We start from the raw sequence: 16,107 nt of genomic DNA on the forward strand, positions 1-16,107 counted from the left end.
GCAAATCACTAAAACTATGATTCACTTCGTCTCATGGATGCTGATCGCGCCGCTCTTGCCGAAGAAAACGCCGCGCTGAAAGCGGAGCTGGCGGTAGCGCGGGCAAAGGCGTCGGAGGACGCCGCGCTGATTGTGCAGCAGACCTTGCGGATAGCGAAGCTCGAGCGCCAGGTTTACGGCCAGAAATCGGAGCGCTCGGCGCGGTTGATCGACCAGCTGGCGCTTACCTTCGAAGAATTGGAAGCTAACGCGACGGAAGACGAATTGGCGGCGGAGCAGGCAGTCGCCAAAACGACTACGGTTGACGGATTTACGCGCAAGCGCGCTGAGCGCAACACGTTCCCAGACCACCTTCCGCGCGAGCGGGTGGTGATCGATCCGCCGACGGCGTGCGAATGCTGCGGCGGCAATCGCTTGCGCAAGCTCGGCGAAGATGTGACCCGAACGCTGGAATCGGTGCCGCGTCAGTGGAAGGTAATCGAGACGGTGCGCGAGAAGTTCTCTTGCCGCGACTGCGAGAAGATCAGCCAGGCACCGGCGCCATTCCATGTGATCCCGCGAGGGTGGGCGGGGCCGAGCCTGCTGGCCATGCTGCTCTATGAGAAGTTCGGCCAGCATCAGCCTCTGAACCGGCAAACCGAGCGTTACGCGTTGGAAGGCGTGCCGATCAGTCTGTCGACCGCAGCCGACGCCGTCGGAGCGTGCTGCACGGTATTGGAGCCGCTGTTGCGTCTGTTGGAAGCCCACGTCATGGCATCCGAACGCCTCCACGGCGACGACACCACCGTGCCCGTGCTGGCCTTGGGCAAGTGCGATGTCGCTCGATGCTGGGTCTTTGTAAAGGACGACCGCCCCTTCGGCGGCTCAGATCCGCCGGCGGCAATGTTCTATTACTCGCGCGATCGAAGGGGCGAGCATCCGCAGGCGCATCTGGCCAACTATAGCGGTATCCTGCAGGCCGACGCCTTCGGCGGATACACCAAACTCTACGAGCCCCCGCGAAGTCCTGGGCCTATCAGGGAGGCGGCCTGTTGGGTGCATGCCCGGCGCCCGTTCTTCGCCATGGCGGATCTTGAGGAAAACGCGCGACGTAAGGCTGCTGGCAAGAAGGAGATCGCCCTCTCGCCGATTGCGATCGAGATCGTGCGTCGCATCGACGCCCTCTTCGCAATCGAGCGCACGATCAATGGCCAAGGCGCCGACCACCGAGAGGCTGTCCGCCAGGCGCAGAGCGCTCCGTTGGTTGCCGATCTGGAAGCCTATATGCGTGAGCAGTGCGCCAAGCTCTCCCGCGGTCACGATCTGGCCAAGGCCATGAACTACATGTTCAAGCGCTGGGGCTCCTTCACACGCTTCCTCGACGATGGCCGCGTCTGTCTCTCGAACAACGCCGCCGAAAGAGCGCTGCGCGGCATCGCATTGGGCAGAAAGTCTTGGTTATTCTGCGGGTCCGACCGCGGAGGGCGTCGTGCCGCCGCCATGTATAGCCTCATCGTCTCTGCGAAGATGAACGACGTCGATCCTCAGGTCTGGCTTGCCGATGTACTCGCTCGCATCGCCATCCACCCCGCCCACAGGCTCGATGAGCTGCTGCCCTGGAACTGGAAGATTGCGCAACAGCAAGGCCTCGCGGCGCAGGCGGCTTGATGGGGCCCGTCAACAAAGTCAGCCACGTGTTTACCCTCGGCCATGTCGCCGAGATGCTTGGAGAAGACGAGGAATGGCTGTTCGAGGTCGCCGAAGAAATGGACCCCGAGGATGGCCAGCTATGGGTCGTGGGCGTCGGTGAAGATGGGGTGATGGCGTTCACCGATGAGGGGATCGAGAACCTCAAAGAGCTGATCGCAATCCACAAAGAGGACCCTAGCATCATCGAAAAACGCCGCCAAGTGCTCGCTGCGACGATGAAGCCGAAAACCGAGGAGTCCGACGAGTTCTAACGGTTAACTGGAAAGATCAGCGCGCTGCGGCCTACCGCGTAGGGTTACTTCGAAACCAGCCTCACCAGCACCGAGATCATGCGGCCGTTCCTCCGGAAGAAGCCGCGGAAGCGCTGAATTCCAGGTATCTTGAAAGGCCAGCCAGCGTGAACCCGGCGCAGAAGAGGCCGCCTCAGCGGGCGGCCTCTAAGCTTATTTAGGTCCGTTTTTTGGACAATTCGCTGCGGAGCAATACTTAACGTCCATCGCGCGTTCTTTTCCGCTTTTCCCGCAGGTGTTTACTGGGCATCTGACACCTTTGCCCGAGTTACCGCCCATCTTCCCTTGGGCATTCGCTTCGCTTGCGTTGAACAAAAGCGGCAATAACCCTACGGCCGCAATGGCTACGATCTTGAGCATTCCCACCTCCTTCGCTTGATAGAACCAAGGATACCACCACGGCGAGCGGATGGCTGCAACGAAGGAAGCGGGCCTAACGAAGACCAGTCTTACTGGAGAAGAGACACGTCCTGCCCTGAGGCTGTCCAGGAAGGACTAGACAGGTCTCCGCCGTTCGCTTTCAGCCCTGTTCGCCGCTCTTAGACGCTCTTCGATATAGACGGGGATGTCGCCGATCTCGGCCCGCAACTCTGCTTCGGAGATACCCTGCCCATTAGCAGCGTCTATCAGCCGCCGCGTGAGTTCTGTTACATCCTGCGAAGCACCGGCAGTCCGATACTGTTCGGCAGCGTGAACACTGTTTTCCGTCCAGAAATCTACGAATTCCCGAGCCTTGCTCACCGTGTTCCCCCTGCCGACCGCACGACAGCGCTAGCTGCAGCCGGCCACCAGCACAAGCCTACCTCATTGGGCGCTGGTGCGGAAAGTAAAGGCGAGCCCAAGCTTTTCGGCTGGAGCGGGTTAAAATGCGGAAACCAGGGGCTATTCAGCCGCCTGCAGCACCACCGCCGACCGTCTTGCGGCTACCTCCGCGCGTTGATCATCCGATAGCGCCTCCGCATGCGCAGAACAAAAACCCGCCTCGGGGCGCTTCCGCCTTTTCGTCCCAAGCCTTGCATATTTTTCCCAAGTTGCGGCCTTTTACGCGCGCAACCTATTGATCTCGCGCGCTGGTTGAGGTTCAGTGCGCCCCGATTGGTTTTGGCCGGGGGCTTTTCACATGCGTAATTTAGGCGTCGTGGCGCTTTGCGTCGCGCTGGGCGGCTGCGGCCTTGCCGCGCGCCAAGAGCGTGAGCAGCAATAAGCTGCAGCAGCCGCGGCCATGCAGCAGGGCTTTGAAAACTGCAAGGTGCAATTCCCCGAAGGCACCAAAAACATGATCGACAAAAACAAGTGCAATGCCACCGCCGCGCTGGCGATCAGGCCTTTCACGACCTACACCGACCTGTTCGATAAATACTGGGCGACACGAGCGGTCATAGCCGAACGCGTGCAGGCGGGAAAGATGACGGTGGCCGAAGCTAACCAAGAGGCGACCCAAGCTCAGTCAGACATCGCAGCCGAGGAGCAGCGCCGCAATCTCGCAAATCGATCGGTTGGAGCTCAAGAATCGGCAGCCGCCGCTGCTTGGATGGCATCGCCCTCGGTAGTTGTAGTGAGGCGATAAGCGAAATGATTGACCCTGCGATCGTCAGCCCGCCCCTAGGCAAGTTTACTGAGAGGGGAATGGCTGAGTGGCCGCAGCACGGTGGCGTGCGTCGGGTGATGCTCTCTGACACGGATTACGAAGATCAGTATATGCTCATCCGCTCACTGCACAATATCGATGCCCACAACCATTTCACGAAGCACGGCTTTCAATATCGAGGCAGGCTGGCCTTTAACGTGCCGTTTGATCGTTCGCCGCCGTGGGTGATTAACTTAAGTCTTCTCTTGGGGAGATGGATCAGCCGAGAATAGAGCCCCACGCAGACTTTGCGAGCGACCGCTGGCAGAAGCCTACGGCCATGTTCACGTGATGCGGTAGAACCTGAACAATTCATTCAACGACGAGCATTTTTCGTGCGGTCCCTTCGCAGATTACTCCGGCTACCAATCGAACTTCGCGTCGCCCTCGCCGCAACACTGGCGATCTTCGTCCTCAATATGGTCTGGGCGTACACGCAAGCGAAATGGAAGATTGATCCCGGCACAGCGACGCTATGCGGCGCAATTATCGGGCTGGCGATCATTGGGCAACAAGCCCGTCGCGGATTCAGCAATCTCATTAGATCTCAGCGTAATCAATCAGAGATTGACCGTGAGGCTCGGCTTCACCAAGTCGAACTCGACCAGATCAGTCAGTTAGAAGAGACTGGGAAGAGGCTAAGCTCCCTTGCGAATGCCTTGTGGGCCGAGGTGTACGCTCTCCATTATCAGATAAATGAGCAGTGGCGTTCTAATAAGATGTTCGCTGTTGTTTCTAAGGAGATGGCCAAGAAAGGCATTCCTCCCACCGCAAAGTCCATGTCATTCGCGACATTCGACGCTCCAGTTTATAAAGCGAACATCAGCAATCTCGGTCTCCTGCCACCGGGTATCGCGGCGGATGTCGTCCTCGTGATGACCAGAGCCAGAGGTGGCGAAAACCGAAACATGGAGATGGACAGACCCATCTCACATGACCTCGCAGAGACCTTGCACCGCGGTTTTGCCGAAACACTTGAGGAATGGCGGGACGATCTGTTCCACGTGTCAAAGCGCCTCGGCAGCGTCATTGAACCCACAAACCAAGACCCGGGGCCCCTTATTGATGCGCAGAAGGCCAGAGCGGCAGCCAAAAAAGCTAAAGGAAAAGTCTAGCCATGTCGCACATGCGAACGCGCTGCGGGATCGGGGCTGCCATGTTCGGCCTTTTCCTAATTGCCCACTTATCCGGTAAATTGGAGCCTCACTCCGTCACGGCAGCGCTGTCGCTTGCCGCAGCCTTATGTGGCTTTTGGTGGTGGGAGCTGGGCAAGCGGTCATGATAAGGGCTTTTCTGCTATCCGTTTTGATCTGCTTCGCTGGAGGTCACGCCCATGCTGCCGGACGGGCTATATTCGGAGCCGGCCTCCTTTCATGCGGCGAGTGGCAGAAATTCAAAACTACAAACGACCGGGCTAGCCTCTTCCAGCTGCAGGCATGGGTGGATGGTTTCCTAGCAGGGCAGAATCTCATGTCCGAGGCCCCTGACATACTCGTCAACAAACCGAATTCCGCAGCCTTTTATGCTTGGATCGATAATTACTGCGCTGCGAATCCGTTAGACTCAATAGCGCAAGCGGCGATCAAGCTCAGGATTGACTTGAAACGAGAGCACGCTGAGCGTGTCGGAGTCTCCTCAACCAGATTCTCATTCACTGAACTTGAATGGCCGGCCCTGCGCCGGCTCCCGCGGGGTTAAACGATGTCAGAAACGGCTCCCTTTAAGTTCGACGAGGTCGGTGTCTGGTCCGAACTGAAGCTTGAGATCGTGGAGAAATATGGCGCGGCCTACACCAAGGCATTCGCCCGCCATCCTGGTCTGAAAAAATACTACGTCGATTCCTTTAGCGGCGCGGGCGTCCACATCTCCAAGTCGACCAAAAAAATGATCGATGGCAGCCCCGTGCGCGCGCTACGAATTGCTCCGCCGTTCGATGGATTCCACTTCATCGACCTCAACCAACAAAAAACTGCTCATCTCAAGACACTTTGTGGTGCGCGTAATGACGTGCATATTGAGACCGGAGATGCCTCAAAATACCTCATCGAGCAGCTATTGCCCACTATTAACTACACGAAATTCAATCGAGCCCTTTGCCTTTTCGACCCTTACGGGCTGCATCTCCATTGGCGAGCAATGGAGCTAGCAGGAAAATCCGACGCGGTGGACATGTTCCTGAATTTTCCCGTCATGGACATGAATAGGAATGCGATTTGGCGTGATCCCTCCGCAGTGCCTCAGGACGGCGTCGATCGCATGAACAGGTTCTGGGGCGATGATTCATGGCGCGAAGCCGCATACTCCGAGCATCCACAAACCGATCTCTTCGGGGCGTCGCACATGATTAAACAAGGCAACGACGCGATCGTCCAGGCTTTCCGCGATAGACTGAAGAATGTTGCGGGATTCAAATATGTTCCCGAGCCGCTACCAATGAGGAATAGCATCAACGCCGTGGTCTACTATCTCTTCTTTGCGTCTCAGAAGCCGGTCGCTGACAAGATCGTAAAAGACCTGTTCACGAAATACCAATAGCCACCGGCATCTCGTCGTAGGTGCGGCCGTTCAGCGTGCGCCCAGCGGCTTTCTTGTTCTTGCCGCCCCACTGTTTGAAGAAAAATGCTGTGCCGTAGCGGCGACAGGCGGACTCTATTTCGCGAACCCACTCAGCATCCATCAGCCGAGCCTTCGGACCACTCTCGCCGCCAACAATTGCCCAGTCAATTTTCTTGAGGTTCGCCTCGGCGACAGACCCGAGCAGTGGCTCAAACGAGATGAAGCGCACCGCGGCGCGTACCGCCCGCAGTTCATCGATTCTGTCGAGATAATCCGCGCTCTCCACGCTAGTGCCGAGCCAAACGTTGCGCAACAACGGCAGACTTGAGGCGACGCTGGCCATACGATCCGGCCGTTTGGTGAGGATCTGGTATGTATGCTGAGGTGTCGCCGCCATCGTCGACCACACCTCGGCAATGAAATTCGCGGGCACATCTTCGTGGAAAAGGTCGGACATTGAATTCACGAAGATCTGGCGTGGCTTACTCCAACCCTTTGGCGTATCAAGCGCCTTCCGATCTAGGTAAAGCTTGCCGGTCCACTTGGCTCGGCCACCGCTTTTCCGGGTCAGCCCTTTGTACTTCGCAACACCCATGGCATCGAGGCGCGCGGCCATCCGCATGGCGTAGCAGTTGGTGCAGCCAGGCGAGAGAATGGTGCACCCAGCCACTGGATTCCACGTTGCATCAGTCCATTCGATGGAAGTTTCCGCCATGGAATTCCCCTTCAGAGTCGAAACAATCACAAGAAAGTGGTGATATTTCGTTAACTACCCTCGCTCGCTTCCGCCTGCCCCTAGACCCTATGCCGCGCGATCTCGGCACCGGAGGCGTCAACCACGATCACGACCGTGCCCGCGTCACGGTCGCAATCTGGATCGCTGGCGATATCGCGCGCGACTCTGGCGCCGTATTGGACTGCAAGCTCAGCGGAGCGAAATAGCTCCCCCACATCGTCCGCCTGTGTCTCGCCGTTGTGGAAAATCGGGAAGTAGTAACGTCGCATAGCCGCGGCCCTCGTTCAGAAGCCGCGATCATGCTCACATCTCGGGACGGCCCGAACCTGTCAAAAACGACAGGGTTCGTGCGAAGCGGATTATGGGGCGCCCTCACCTCAAAGCCCCCGTCGCGTGTGGCGTCGTTGACCCGCAGCAACAACGCTCGACGCGTCCCGCTAGACAGCGTGGTAACACTCCCCGACCTTTGTTCCGCGTGGCACTTGGCTGGCACCGACAACCTAGCAGAGCCGACTCAATCCTTTTCGAACACAACGCCGATGCGAGTATCACTGGACCAAACGAGACGACAATCTCGGATGACACGGTCTCTTTCCAACATCATCTTGAATGTGGCACGCATGTGCAGCTTCGTCGGTAGCTCAATCCCAGCCCCGTCCTCCGAGACGTTGAAAACGCGGCAACGTTGGCTGCCGCCATCTCCAAAAATGTAGGCGACCAAGTCGACGTCCGAACGATCGATCTTCCGGCGATCCGACATGATTACTTATCCTTGAGTTGACGTGGCTGTCTCGGGTCCTTCATTGGTCGAAGCTATTTCAAGCAGTCTAAACTGCCTCGCGATCCGTGTTGCCAAGCGCGACCGCTCTTTGGCTAGCTCTCTCTCATAGTCGTGTACGTCGTGTCCGTCTCGCTTAAGGACCTCGATCAGGATATTTTGGCTCTGAACATAGGTCACCCTGTCAGCGATCTCTCGCGTCAAAACAGCCAGCTCGTCATCATTATCTGATGTCACGGCGATCTCCTTGGTCGGACTGATCACGCGCAGAAAGGCACTATTTTTTGCATGCCCAATACTTACAGATCGTTACGCGGGCACCCTGGACTGCCCTGTAGGCACGTAGCCAGTTCAGCCCTGGCGGAGCAAGCTGGGTGCAAGCGCAACCTCGCGACGTTCACGCTCCAAAACCTAGAAGTCATTATTTACCACCTTGCTGTACGATCATCCGTTGCAGCGCTATGGGTGCATGAGATCGATGTCCAATGATCGACAAGATATCCGTCCGTGGTCGCCCGACGAAGAAGCGCAACTACTTGCGCTACTCGACGAGGGCATGACTGCAACCGAGCTGGGCGAGCGGTTGGGTCGCAGTCGCCAGGCCGTCTACGCTCGGTTACAACGTTTCCGCAAGCAGCGGGGCCGAGTAAGCCGCACCAGCAGACGCGCCTTCGCGCAATGGATCGGTTAGCCGGCGGTGTCCCTCCCCGGCACAACAGCTGCCGCGGCGTTGCATCATTCACCGCGGCAACAACCTTTCTCGGCAGTGCCGCGTCGTGTTGCGCGCGCGCCAGCTGGACGATCGCAGCCGTCCAGGCGACGTACCGTTAAAGGGTGTTGACTTGCGCTGACCCTGAGGGAATGGACGGGAGAGCGGAGAATTGCCTAAACTGACGCGATGCACCGCGAAATCAAAGAGATGCTGATCGGTTCAGGCATCATAATCCTACTCGGCATCGGCATCGGCATCATCGCATGGCCGCCGCTCGGCCTATTCGTTGATCGCTACTTTTTCTCGTACCTGAGACCTGGCGCTGCAGTGGGCCATCTCTTGAAGCAAATCGGCACCCAACCTGAGACAGTTTCAGATTCCCCTCGCCGCGGCGTCCAAGGTTAGCAATCAATGCCCGAAAATCCATTGAGTAGCGAAAACGTCGCCGAAAGGCTCAAGCTCGTGCGGAAAGCCGTTGCCGGGACGCAGACGGCGTTTTGTAAGCGGATCGGAATTGAAGTGCAGCGCTGGAACAATTTCGAACGGGGCATGCCTTTGTCGAAGAGCGTCGGCATTTTGCTGGTGAAAAAGATTCCCGGCCTTACCCTGGATTGGTTATTTCTAGTGAAAGCGGATGGGTTGCCACTCCAACTTCGCGACGAGTTGGAGTCCGCCAAGCCGCAGCGAACAGCCTGATCATACCCGTCACTCCTGTCGGTGAAGGCGCGTTTAAGTTTCGTCACGTGTAGTAGGTGAGTGCGCGGCTTGCGAACTGCGCGGTATGTTGTTAGAGCGCGCCTTCAACATCGAAGGAGCGTCGCTTTGCCTAAAAAGAAACAAGTAGTTCGCCGCGAGTGGACGAAGGACGACATCAAGGAACTTAAAGCGCACTCAAAGGCGCGAACGCCTGTCGCCAAAATATCCAAGGCAACCAAGCGCACCGTTGGTGCGCTCCGTCAGAAGGCGCTCAATCTCGGAATAGGCCTCGGGCATCAGCGGTAAATTGACGCTGGCCTCGGTCATACTGATCCGTTGAGCGAGCCGCCAAAAAATCGATATCGTTTCACGCTCGCATCTGCGCCGATCACGTGCAGACCGCTGCATCCGTTAAGGCCGGCGGAGAGTTTCGCGGCCTTGGGGTTGAGGGCTCGCCATTCCAGCCCCGGCGGGCCCTTCCTCAGTCAGCAACACTGACGTTTCTGTTTTCCCCAAGTGTGACATCGACGACATTGCGGACTGGACCCGTCGCGGTAGGCTTATCTTGCCGGGGCTGGCTCGATATTTCACGTTTTCATTTTACCCGGCAGGCCGCAGTGGGTCGCCGCTGCGGCCTTTTCGTTGGGGCGGCGGACGCCTCTAGCGGGCGGTACTCTAGCAGTCCGTCCGCCCTCGGCACGATCCCATAGGAACCGAACCACGCGGACGTATTGCGTCGCTATGAGCGATCGGGTTCTGTATGAAAGCGGCAATGGCGACGTGTGGTATTTGTCGCGGCAAACACCTTCGAGCACGCCAGTCGTGCAGCATCGGCCGAATGCCGCTCAGGAGGACGGACCTCGAACATTGAAATCGGCAAATTCCTACTGGACAGCGCTAACGGTCCTGAGCAGCAAGCGCTGCTCAACCTGATCGGGACCTTGATACCAGACTAGCGAGCATGCAATGCGGTATCCTTGGATAGTGGCACCCCTTTTTGCAGTCGGAGTCATCGCCTGGGCAATGCTAGCTGAGCGTCCCCCAGAGACCCCCCTGCGGATCGAGGCGTCCACGACGGTGGCCGCCGACCCCGACCTTCGTTTGGTCTCAGAGCGCAGCCCCTTCATGCGGACAGAGCGGTGATAACGAACACAATGGTCAAGGCGCCGTTACTGGGCGTCTCACTGAGCACTCGATAGGCAACGTTGGAATGGCGGGAACAACATTGCGAAGTTGTTGAATTCAGAAAGGCGCAACCGGAAGTGTTTTGGTCGAACGTCCGAGGGTTAAGCGGGATGGGATTTTGAGTCTGGGAGTTGGGCTTGCGGTGGGAGACGGAGCACTGGTTTCGCGCCACTGGTGGTCGTAATCATCTTAGCCGCTGTGGTCGGCTTGATAGGCAACCGGCTCGGTACCGCAACTGCCCGACGGCAATCGACTTATGGCGCCAACACCCCCTCAACATTTGATTTGCAGACGCGCGTAAAACTGGAACGGCGCGGTCGCTAAGAAACGATTGGTTCTGAAGCTGCGGACACCCCTACCCGTTGCACCGTGCTCTAACCCGCATGGATCTCCGCGGCGCCAATTGCGATCCGCGAATCTGTACACGGATAGAGACACGAGAACGATGTTGCTCAGCTCACTCGCCTCCCACACAGGCACACTTCATGGTTCTACCGGCAGCCTTCTCCAGCGCTGCAGCTATCACAACGCTGGCGTGGCTGTACGTTATCGCCAAGACGGTGATTGCAGTCGGGGGCGGGCTGCTGTTCTAAAATAGTTCGACGAGTTGCAGAAACTCGCAGGCGGCACAAACAATCATTCCCCACAGCGCGAAGTTTATCTGCAGAGCTGATACCATGCTTCCCTCCCCGTCGGCCGAGCTTGGTGCTACGGTTGATGGTGCACTTGCATTTTCACCATTTCCCGAATCTACACCGATTCGAACGTCTCAACTGCCCGCAAGAATACTGGGACGGACTCTCGATGAAACACGGCACAACTTCGGGCTATGCGTCCCCCCTCTTCCGCATCAGGGCAAGACGTTGCGCAGGCGCAACAGCCTCCCATGTTCCGCTTCGGAACACATGTTTTGGACTCAACCCGCAAACCAGGTTCTGCAATCATCGCCAACAGCCGGGGCTGGAAGTGTCCATTCCGTAAGCACTCAATTCTCCCGGGAAAATAAAGGCCGCAGGAGATGAGCTGATCCTGCGGCCTTTTTCATCTCAGCGGCGGATGTGGCAATCTCAGAAGCGGAGGGCGGAGAGTGTTGCTTGCTTGAAAGGAAAGCTCGCCGAGCAACTTGGAGCTACCGAAAGACGCCGATCAGCGACGGGATATCGATCAGCTTGGCCGATGTTTCGCTGGAGTTCTCCCAGGCGACCTTGAAGCGGCGCGCTTGGCTTCATCGAGCGAGCCAGCTTCCCGGAACGGCGGACGGGAAGCGTCACGATGAACTCCAGTGCGCTAGCGCACGACCTCCTTATTCGCCCCGTACAGAAGAGCTGGCGAATGCATTTTACGAAATGAACCGCGCGAGCAGCGAGCGAACGCTCCCCTGGACTTTAGCTGTGGACATCCTGAACAGGTCGATACGGCGCTACAGTTCCTGGGCGTAGTCGTGAACAAGTCGGGCGGCCGTCTATTCCAGACAGGGCGGTTGCACCGATTTCCGTTCGATGTTGACCTTGAAAAGTAGCAACACACCGATCACCTTCCCAAAGCTCCACGTCGTGCTCGCCACAAATCGCTCGGCTCGACGTCTCGCCGCCTGCTCGTCAATGCAGTCAAGCTTTGCTGCGCAGATCACTTGCCGGGTGCGGTGCACCACAAACACTTTGTACCGCATGATGGCAGTCCCATCCAAAAGAGGGACCCGTCATGTTAGTCGAATGTCCCTCCAAAGCAGCGCCAAACTGAGTGCCGGCGCGTGGAACCTTTGTACGTGTGGCATTCGGCTATACCGCCGTTAACTCATCGATCGCGGCCGCCGCGTCACCTAACCTGCCAGTGTAGCGTGCTTCACTGGCGTAATCTGACCGTCTGCCGAAGCGTGCGGCTCGAGCTTAAGATCGAACAGCCCCCCAGCGTCATCAGCAACACACCTAGCCAGGTGACCGTCCAGATGCGCGGCTCGTTGCGCACCTCTTCATTGCGCGCGCGCAGCGGCATAGCTGGAGGTGAGTCGGCTCGCGCGGCCGCGGCAAGTTTCTCCACGTCAACTTGGGCCGGCCCGGAGTGCTCGGGCGTGAGCTGGCTGGTGGGAAGATCCGCCGCGGGTGCCGCCGGCATCAGGGCCGGCGTGCCCGCATCGAAAATAGAATTTGCATCGGCCACCTTGAGTTCGCGTGCCGGCGGCGTCGGCTGAGTCCCCTCGGCCGGCGATGAGCTTGGCAAGTCCGCGCGCGCATCGATCACGGGGCTCGCCCTTTGCTGCTCGGCCTCGTTCTTGACGGAGCTGGCGGCGCGGTTGGCCACACGACCATGAGCCGGTTTTCGCAGCGTTGCGATGCCCTCGGCCAAAAACCAGCATTTGCGATGACCGTCCCGCCTATACACCCAATGCTGGCCGGCGGCGGGCGAGCTGCCGGGTCGCGGCAAACATTCCGCCTGCGCCGAAGAGGTTGCAGCGGGCTCGCGCGGAGCAATATTGAACAAGGCGGTAAAAGAGTCGGAGCACGCTGGTGTCGCCGAAAGACCTCCGACAAGGACTAAACCGGCGAAGTAAAATCGCAAATGACGGGACATCGAAAACTCCCGGTGTGGTGCCCCTACTCGGCACGAGCCTTCGCGGCGACATGGGCCCCCATGCGGCTTAAATCTGGCAACGTGATGGATTAATTGTGCTCCTGGCCACCCGAGCTAACAGGCCATCCAACACTCTTCGTTGCAAAACGCGGCAGCGCGTTCGATTAAATCGAGCCCCATGCGTTACGTTGGGCGTCGGTCCCGCTCGCGATCCGTGACGCGGCCGCCCGGTTGATCACTCGCAGCGGTGTTTGCGCTCACCTTCGCAATGGCAATGGCAATGTGAAAGAGCAACTGGTCGAGCGGTAGGTTGTGGATGATACGATGCCGGTGTGCGGGCCGGAGTGAGGATTCGCCTCGCACCAAATTAAATGCTCCGTCACGATATTACCGCCGTCGCGCCTTTCTCCCGTTCTACCTCCTCATTTAAATGTGGATTGTACGACGGCTATTTAACTCACGGCTTGTCTGCTCCTTCATTCCCGACTTGTCTGCCTGGGCCCTCCCCCAAGAATTGGATCGAGCGATGAACACCGAGCATTTCAATTCGCTTTCCCTTGACGAGCTTTGGAGACTTCACCAACAGGTCGCCGCCACCCTCAATCAGAAAATTTTGATGCAAAAAGCACGGTTGGAGGAGCGGCTCCGCAAAATTGGACTGGCCGAGAAAGCTGTACGGTTCGATCGTAAGCGCCGTCCATACCCGCCCGTTCGCCCCAAATATAGCAACCCAAAGAACCCGGCGGAGACATGGTCCGGCCGCGGCAGACTGCCTCGATGGCTGCGGCCGCAGCTTCGAGGTGGCCGGAAGCTGGACGATTTTCTAATCGACCACGCTTCGGTTCAAAAGCGGCAGACAAATTGAGCGCCGCGATCACATTGGGAAGAAGGCCCACTGCAATGATTACGACGGACATCCAAGATCAGGCTATAGCCGCGAAGATGACCGGATAATTGACTTCGAGAGGCGGCCAGACTGCACGTCAATAGCAAGCAAAGCAGATTGCACCGCATTGGTGGTGCCGGACACATGATCCATCAGTCCGCGACCGTCGAGGTGATGGCAGCCGTCGACGAGGCCGCAATTATGCACGGCGATCAGCCAAAGAATGCCGCTCCCGGGCGATCCATAGCAGACTAAGCAAAGCCGCGCGGCGACGGAGCTTACGGGCCACCTACCGATTATTGGCGGCCCGGCTTTTTTGCGGGTGGTCCGTTCTTGTTGCCAGGCATGCCCTTGATGTTCGATGCGGCCGGCAGCCACTCTTCTGCAACTGGCCGCCCGTCCCCGCCAGGCACCTTCGGAGACGCGATCGTGTTCAATCTCTCTACTCCATGACGAGAAACGTGGACGCGATCCGTCGCCTGTTCGGCGCGCTCAACAGCAGCGTTGGCGACTTGCCCAGCACGCCGGGCATCTTCCCGGACTGCCCCGCCCCCTCGTCCGCAATGTGCCTGCGGCGGTGGCCCACAAAGGGAAGCGGGATCGGGTCAGCGAGGATCTGGACGCACGTGGAGGGGCACGACTTTATCCATGTCGCTGTGACCGGAGCGCCGGCTTTGCAGCTTCACCACCTGCTCGAGTTCGAGAGCCTCTATGGCGAGCTCATCTGCCAAACGTTCGAAAAGTGCGCGCTTTTGCGGGTCGCTCGATCGCCTGCTCATAAGGGCCAAATCCGCGGCATCGGCACGGAGTTTGTCCAGTTTTTCCCTTAGGTCCGCCATGGTATCGGCCCCGTCCTAGACCCACCTCGCCATGCGTCACGGGATGCAGGTCAGCGGCGGACCACGCTATGGGTTCTTCGTTAATTGATTGTTAGGCCGGCATTCGTGAAGGCCGAGATGTGTGAACGAGCGCCCGCTGGCCTTGCCGAACGCGTCTGCGGCTATCCGATCAATGCTTCAGTGCGCACACGTGGTCACGAGCAGCATGGTCCGGCTGCATTGCCAATCGGCCCCCAACATTGGTTCATGGACTCCACGAGGAGTACCGACGGCCATAGTAGTACCAGCCGCCACCAGAACAGCGGCCGTCAGCGCGAGCATTCGATACCTTGCCAAGTTCCACTTCATTGCGCTTCCCTCCAGTGGAAGCACGCACGCTAGGCTCAGGAATACCTCCCGCTTGTGAACTACTTCACAAGGCCTTTCCTAACAGTCATCACAGTCGCGTGCAGCAAGCACGCTGCGTCAACCGGCGGCCCTCGAGGCGCTAGGCCGCCGAGGCGCAGTCATACGTGATGCTGCAGTCCCCAGAAGGCGATCAGCAGAAGGGCTGCGGCCTCAATTTCCAGCAATAGGAGAATGGCTTCCAGCATGACGAATCAAGCCCCGCCCGAGGGAATCATACACATGGGTGAAACTTGGTCATCGTGGACTGGCCTGCCCCGGCCCGATCTGATCAAAGAAAAACCCGCCGGCCTAGGTCCGCCGGGCTCTCAATTCCCATTCCTATCCCAGTGCTCGTCACCAGTCCGCGATAGGACCTGTTCTAGCGCTGGGCGATTGACGGTGTGTTACTTGCGCATCGCGCACCACCGGGCAAACCTGAGCCGCTGGAGCGCCTATACGGCACGGATCAGGCGCATTCCATTCAGGTGGTGCCCGGGAAGCTCCTGCCTCCTCAGGCCACCTGCCCTTCGTTGAGGATGGGACGGACCAGTCTGCTGGGTTTTTCAGGTACGCCACGGCGAGGCATCCAGCGCCAACTCGCGCTATGTGTTCGCCGCCAACGAGACACCACGTCGCAGTCAACGTCTTCGATAGATCACGCCTTCGGACTGTCCCATACTCCAGGCGATTCCGACCATGATTTGGATCAAACAGAGCGAGAGCTTCAATTGGTTGAACTCTCTTATGAGCAAGAGCAGCTGTAGCGATGGAGCTCGAGCTGGCATTGGCAGATTTTAACTCGTAGCAAGTCGCCGTAGAAATTCATGCCGACTCCCAGGCAGTCAACTGAAATCTGTCCCATTCCAACTACTTGCCGTGGAGAGTCTAGAGGAGTGGATATCCTCTGGCTTTCTATGATTGAACTTCAAAAGCCTTCGGCGGCGAGCTTCCCCAATCTGCCCGTTGAGCGGTCGACCAATTCGGGCTCCTGATCAACATGGAGACTGCGGAGCGCTCGACATCACCGTGCCACCCTCGTCGCTCACCATGGGATCTCCTCATGAGCGATGTAGGGACAGAAACGACAGCCACAGCCGTCGGACGGAACACTTACCATGCTTCAAGAGGTATTTAGGTGCGACGAATTGCGAGGCTGTT

The 16,107-nt window shown here is 58.2% G+C and carries 19 protein-coding genes and 1 pseudogene; 11 read left to right on the forward strand and 9 right to left on the reverse strand.

Going from position 1 to position 16,107, the window contains the following annotated elements; genetic code table 11:
• Positions 1-33: 33 nt before the first annotated feature.
• Together tnpC and RX329_RS23780 are read left to right on the forward strand one after the other, a co-directional pair.
• Positions 34-1,647 (forward strand): IS66 family transposase, encoded by a 1,614-nt coding sequence (tnpC, locus tag RX329_RS23775; protein ID WP_317244376.1) that lies wholly within the window; start codon positions 34-36, stop codon positions 1,645-1,647.
• Positions 1,647-1,940, forward strand: a complete 294-nt coding sequence (locus RX329_RS23780) for a hypothetical protein (RefSeq protein WP_317244377.1) — start codon at positions 1,647-1,649, stop codon at positions 1,938-1,940. The genes tnpC and RX329_RS23780 overlap by 1 nt, the downstream gene beginning before the upstream one ends.
• Positions 1,941-2,132: 192 nt before the next feature.
• Here the strand turns inward: RX329_RS23780 and RX329_RS23785 are convergent, their stop codons facing one another.
• Together RX329_RS23785 and RX329_RS23790 are read right to left on the reverse strand one after the other, a co-directional pair.
• Complete coding sequence (locus tag RX329_RS23785; protein WP_143273922.1) at positions 2,133-2,339, reverse strand: hypothetical protein; 207 nt, start codon at positions 2,337-2,339, stop codon at positions 2,133-2,135.
• A 135-nt stretch (positions 2,340-2,474) separates the two neighbouring features.
• Positions 2,475-2,720 (reverse strand): hypothetical protein, encoded by a 246-nt coding sequence (locus RX329_RS23790; RefSeq protein WP_317244378.1) that lies wholly within the window; start codon positions 2,718-2,720, stop codon positions 2,475-2,477.
• Positions 2,721-3,201: 481 nt separating this feature from the next.
• Between RX329_RS23790 and RX329_RS23795 the strand changes: the two genes are divergently transcribed.
• The 4 genes from RX329_RS23795 to RX329_RS23810 all read left to right on the forward strand — a co-directional run bounded on the left by RX329_RS23795 (position 3,202) and on the right by RX329_RS23810 (position 6,141).
• Positions 3,202-3,546 (forward strand): hypothetical protein, encoded by a 345-nt coding sequence (locus tag RX329_RS23795; protein ID WP_317244379.1) that lies wholly within the window; start codon positions 3,202-3,204, stop codon positions 3,544-3,546.
• A 59-nt stretch (positions 3,547-3,605) separates the two neighbouring features.
• Positions 3,606-3,839 carry a hypothetical protein gene (locus RX329_RS23800; protein ID WP_317244380.1) on the forward strand — a complete coding sequence of 78 codons (234 nt, stop codon included), beginning with the start codon at positions 3,606-3,608 and terminating at the stop codon, positions 3,837-3,839.
• A 102-nt stretch (positions 3,840-3,941) separates the two neighbouring features.
• Entirely contained in the window at positions 3,942-4,721 is a 780-nt protein-coding gene (locus RX329_RS23805) for a hypothetical protein (protein WP_317244381.1), read from the forward strand.
• A gap of 586 nt (positions 4,722-5,307) precedes the next feature.
• Complete coding sequence (locus RX329_RS23810) at positions 5,308-6,141, forward strand: three-Cys-motif partner protein TcmP (protein ID WP_317244382.1); 834 nt, start codon at positions 5,308-5,310, stop codon at positions 6,139-6,141.
• On the opposite strand, the gene RX329_RS23815 is transcribed toward RX329_RS23810, so the two are convergent.
• The 3 genes from RX329_RS23815 to RX329_RS23825 all read right to left on the reverse strand — a co-directional run bounded on the left by RX329_RS23815 (position 6,125) and on the right by RX329_RS23825 (position 7,658).
• Positions 6,125-6,877 carry a DUF5131 family protein gene (locus RX329_RS23815; protein ID WP_317244383.1) on the reverse strand — a complete coding sequence of 251 codons (753 nt, stop codon included), beginning with the start codon at positions 6,875-6,877 and terminating at the stop codon, positions 6,125-6,127. The two genes, RX329_RS23810 and RX329_RS23815, sit on opposite strands and share 17 nt — an antisense overlap.
• Before the next feature lie 80 nt (positions 6,878-6,957).
• Positions 6,958-7,167, reverse strand: a complete 210-nt coding sequence (locus RX329_RS23820; protein WP_317244384.1) for a DUF6894 family protein — start codon at positions 7,165-7,167, stop codon at positions 6,958-6,960.
• Positions 7,168-7,412: 245 nt separating this feature from the next.
• A complete protein-coding gene (locus tag RX329_RS23825; protein WP_317244385.1) occupies positions 7,413-7,658 on the reverse strand; it encodes a PilZ domain-containing protein in 246 nt (81 codons plus the stop codon).
• A 574-nt stretch (positions 7,659-8,232) separates the two neighbouring features.
• Between RX329_RS23825 and RX329_RS42010 the strand changes: the two genes are divergently transcribed.
• The 3 genes from RX329_RS42010 to RX329_RS23835 all read left to right on the forward strand — a co-directional run bounded on the left by RX329_RS42010 (position 8,233) and on the right by RX329_RS23835 (position 9,084).
• Complete coding sequence (locus RX329_RS42010; protein WP_410706508.1) at positions 8,233-8,367, forward strand: hypothetical protein; 135 nt, start codon at positions 8,233-8,235, stop codon at positions 8,365-8,367.
• Between the two features lie 207 nt (positions 8,368-8,574).
• On the forward strand, positions 8,575-8,793 hold the full coding sequence (locus RX329_RS23830; protein ID WP_317244386.1) for a hypothetical protein: 219 nt from the start codon (positions 8,575-8,577) through the stop codon (positions 8,791-8,793).
• A gap of 6 nt (positions 8,794-8,799) precedes the next feature.
• Positions 8,800-9,084 (forward strand): helix-turn-helix transcriptional regulator, encoded by a 285-nt coding sequence (locus tag RX329_RS23835; protein WP_317244387.1) that lies wholly within the window; start codon positions 8,800-8,802, stop codon positions 9,082-9,084.
• 195 nt (positions 9,085-9,279) lie between these two features.
• Here RX329_RS23835 and RX329_RS23840 read toward each other — a convergent pair whose 3' ends face one another.
• The 3 genes from RX329_RS23840 to RX329_RS23850 form a co-directional block, all read right to left on the reverse strand.
• The gene (locus tag RX329_RS23840) at positions 9,280-9,411 is read right to left on the reverse strand and encodes a hypothetical protein (protein ID WP_317244388.1); all 132 of its coding nucleotides are present in this window, start codon (positions 9,409-9,411) and stop codon (positions 9,280-9,282) included.
• Positions 9,412-11,731: 2,320 nt separating this feature from the next.
• Positions 11,732-11,938, reverse strand: coding sequence for a hypothetical protein (locus RX329_RS23845; RefSeq protein WP_317244389.1), 207 nt, complete (start codon positions 11,936-11,938; stop codon positions 11,732-11,734).
• Positions 11,939-12,111: 173 nt separating this feature from the next.
• The gene (locus RX329_RS23850; RefSeq protein WP_317244390.1) at positions 12,112-12,837 is read right to left on the reverse strand and encodes a hypothetical protein; all 726 of its coding nucleotides are present in this window, start codon (positions 12,835-12,837) and stop codon (positions 12,112-12,114) included.
• Positions 12,838-13,363: 526 nt separating this feature from the next.
• Here RX329_RS23850 and RX329_RS23855 point away from each other — a divergent pair.
• The gene (locus tag RX329_RS23855) at positions 13,364-13,702 is read left to right on the forward strand and encodes an H-NS histone family protein (RefSeq protein WP_317244391.1); all 339 of its coding nucleotides are present in this window, start codon (positions 13,364-13,366) and stop codon (positions 13,700-13,702) included.
• 470 nt (positions 13,703-14,172) lie between these two features.
• Positions 14,173-14,277, forward strand: a pseudogene (locus tag RX329_RS42015) (SOS response-associated peptidase); the annotation flags it as partial.
• 51 nt (positions 14,278-14,328) lie between these two features.
• On the opposite strand, the gene RX329_RS23860 reads toward RX329_RS42015, so the two are convergent.
• Positions 14,329-14,562 (reverse strand): hypothetical protein, encoded by a 234-nt coding sequence (locus tag RX329_RS23860; RefSeq protein WP_317244392.1) that lies wholly within the window; start codon positions 14,560-14,562, stop codon positions 14,329-14,331.
• Positions 14,563-16,107 lie beyond the last annotated feature (1,545 nt).

It is taken from the genome of Bradyrhizobium sp. BWC-3-1, from assembly GCF_032917965.1.
In the GTDB taxonomy this organism is placed as follows: Bacteria; Pseudomonadota; Alphaproteobacteria; order Rhizobiales; family Xanthobacteraceae; genus Bradyrhizobium; species Bradyrhizobium canariense_D.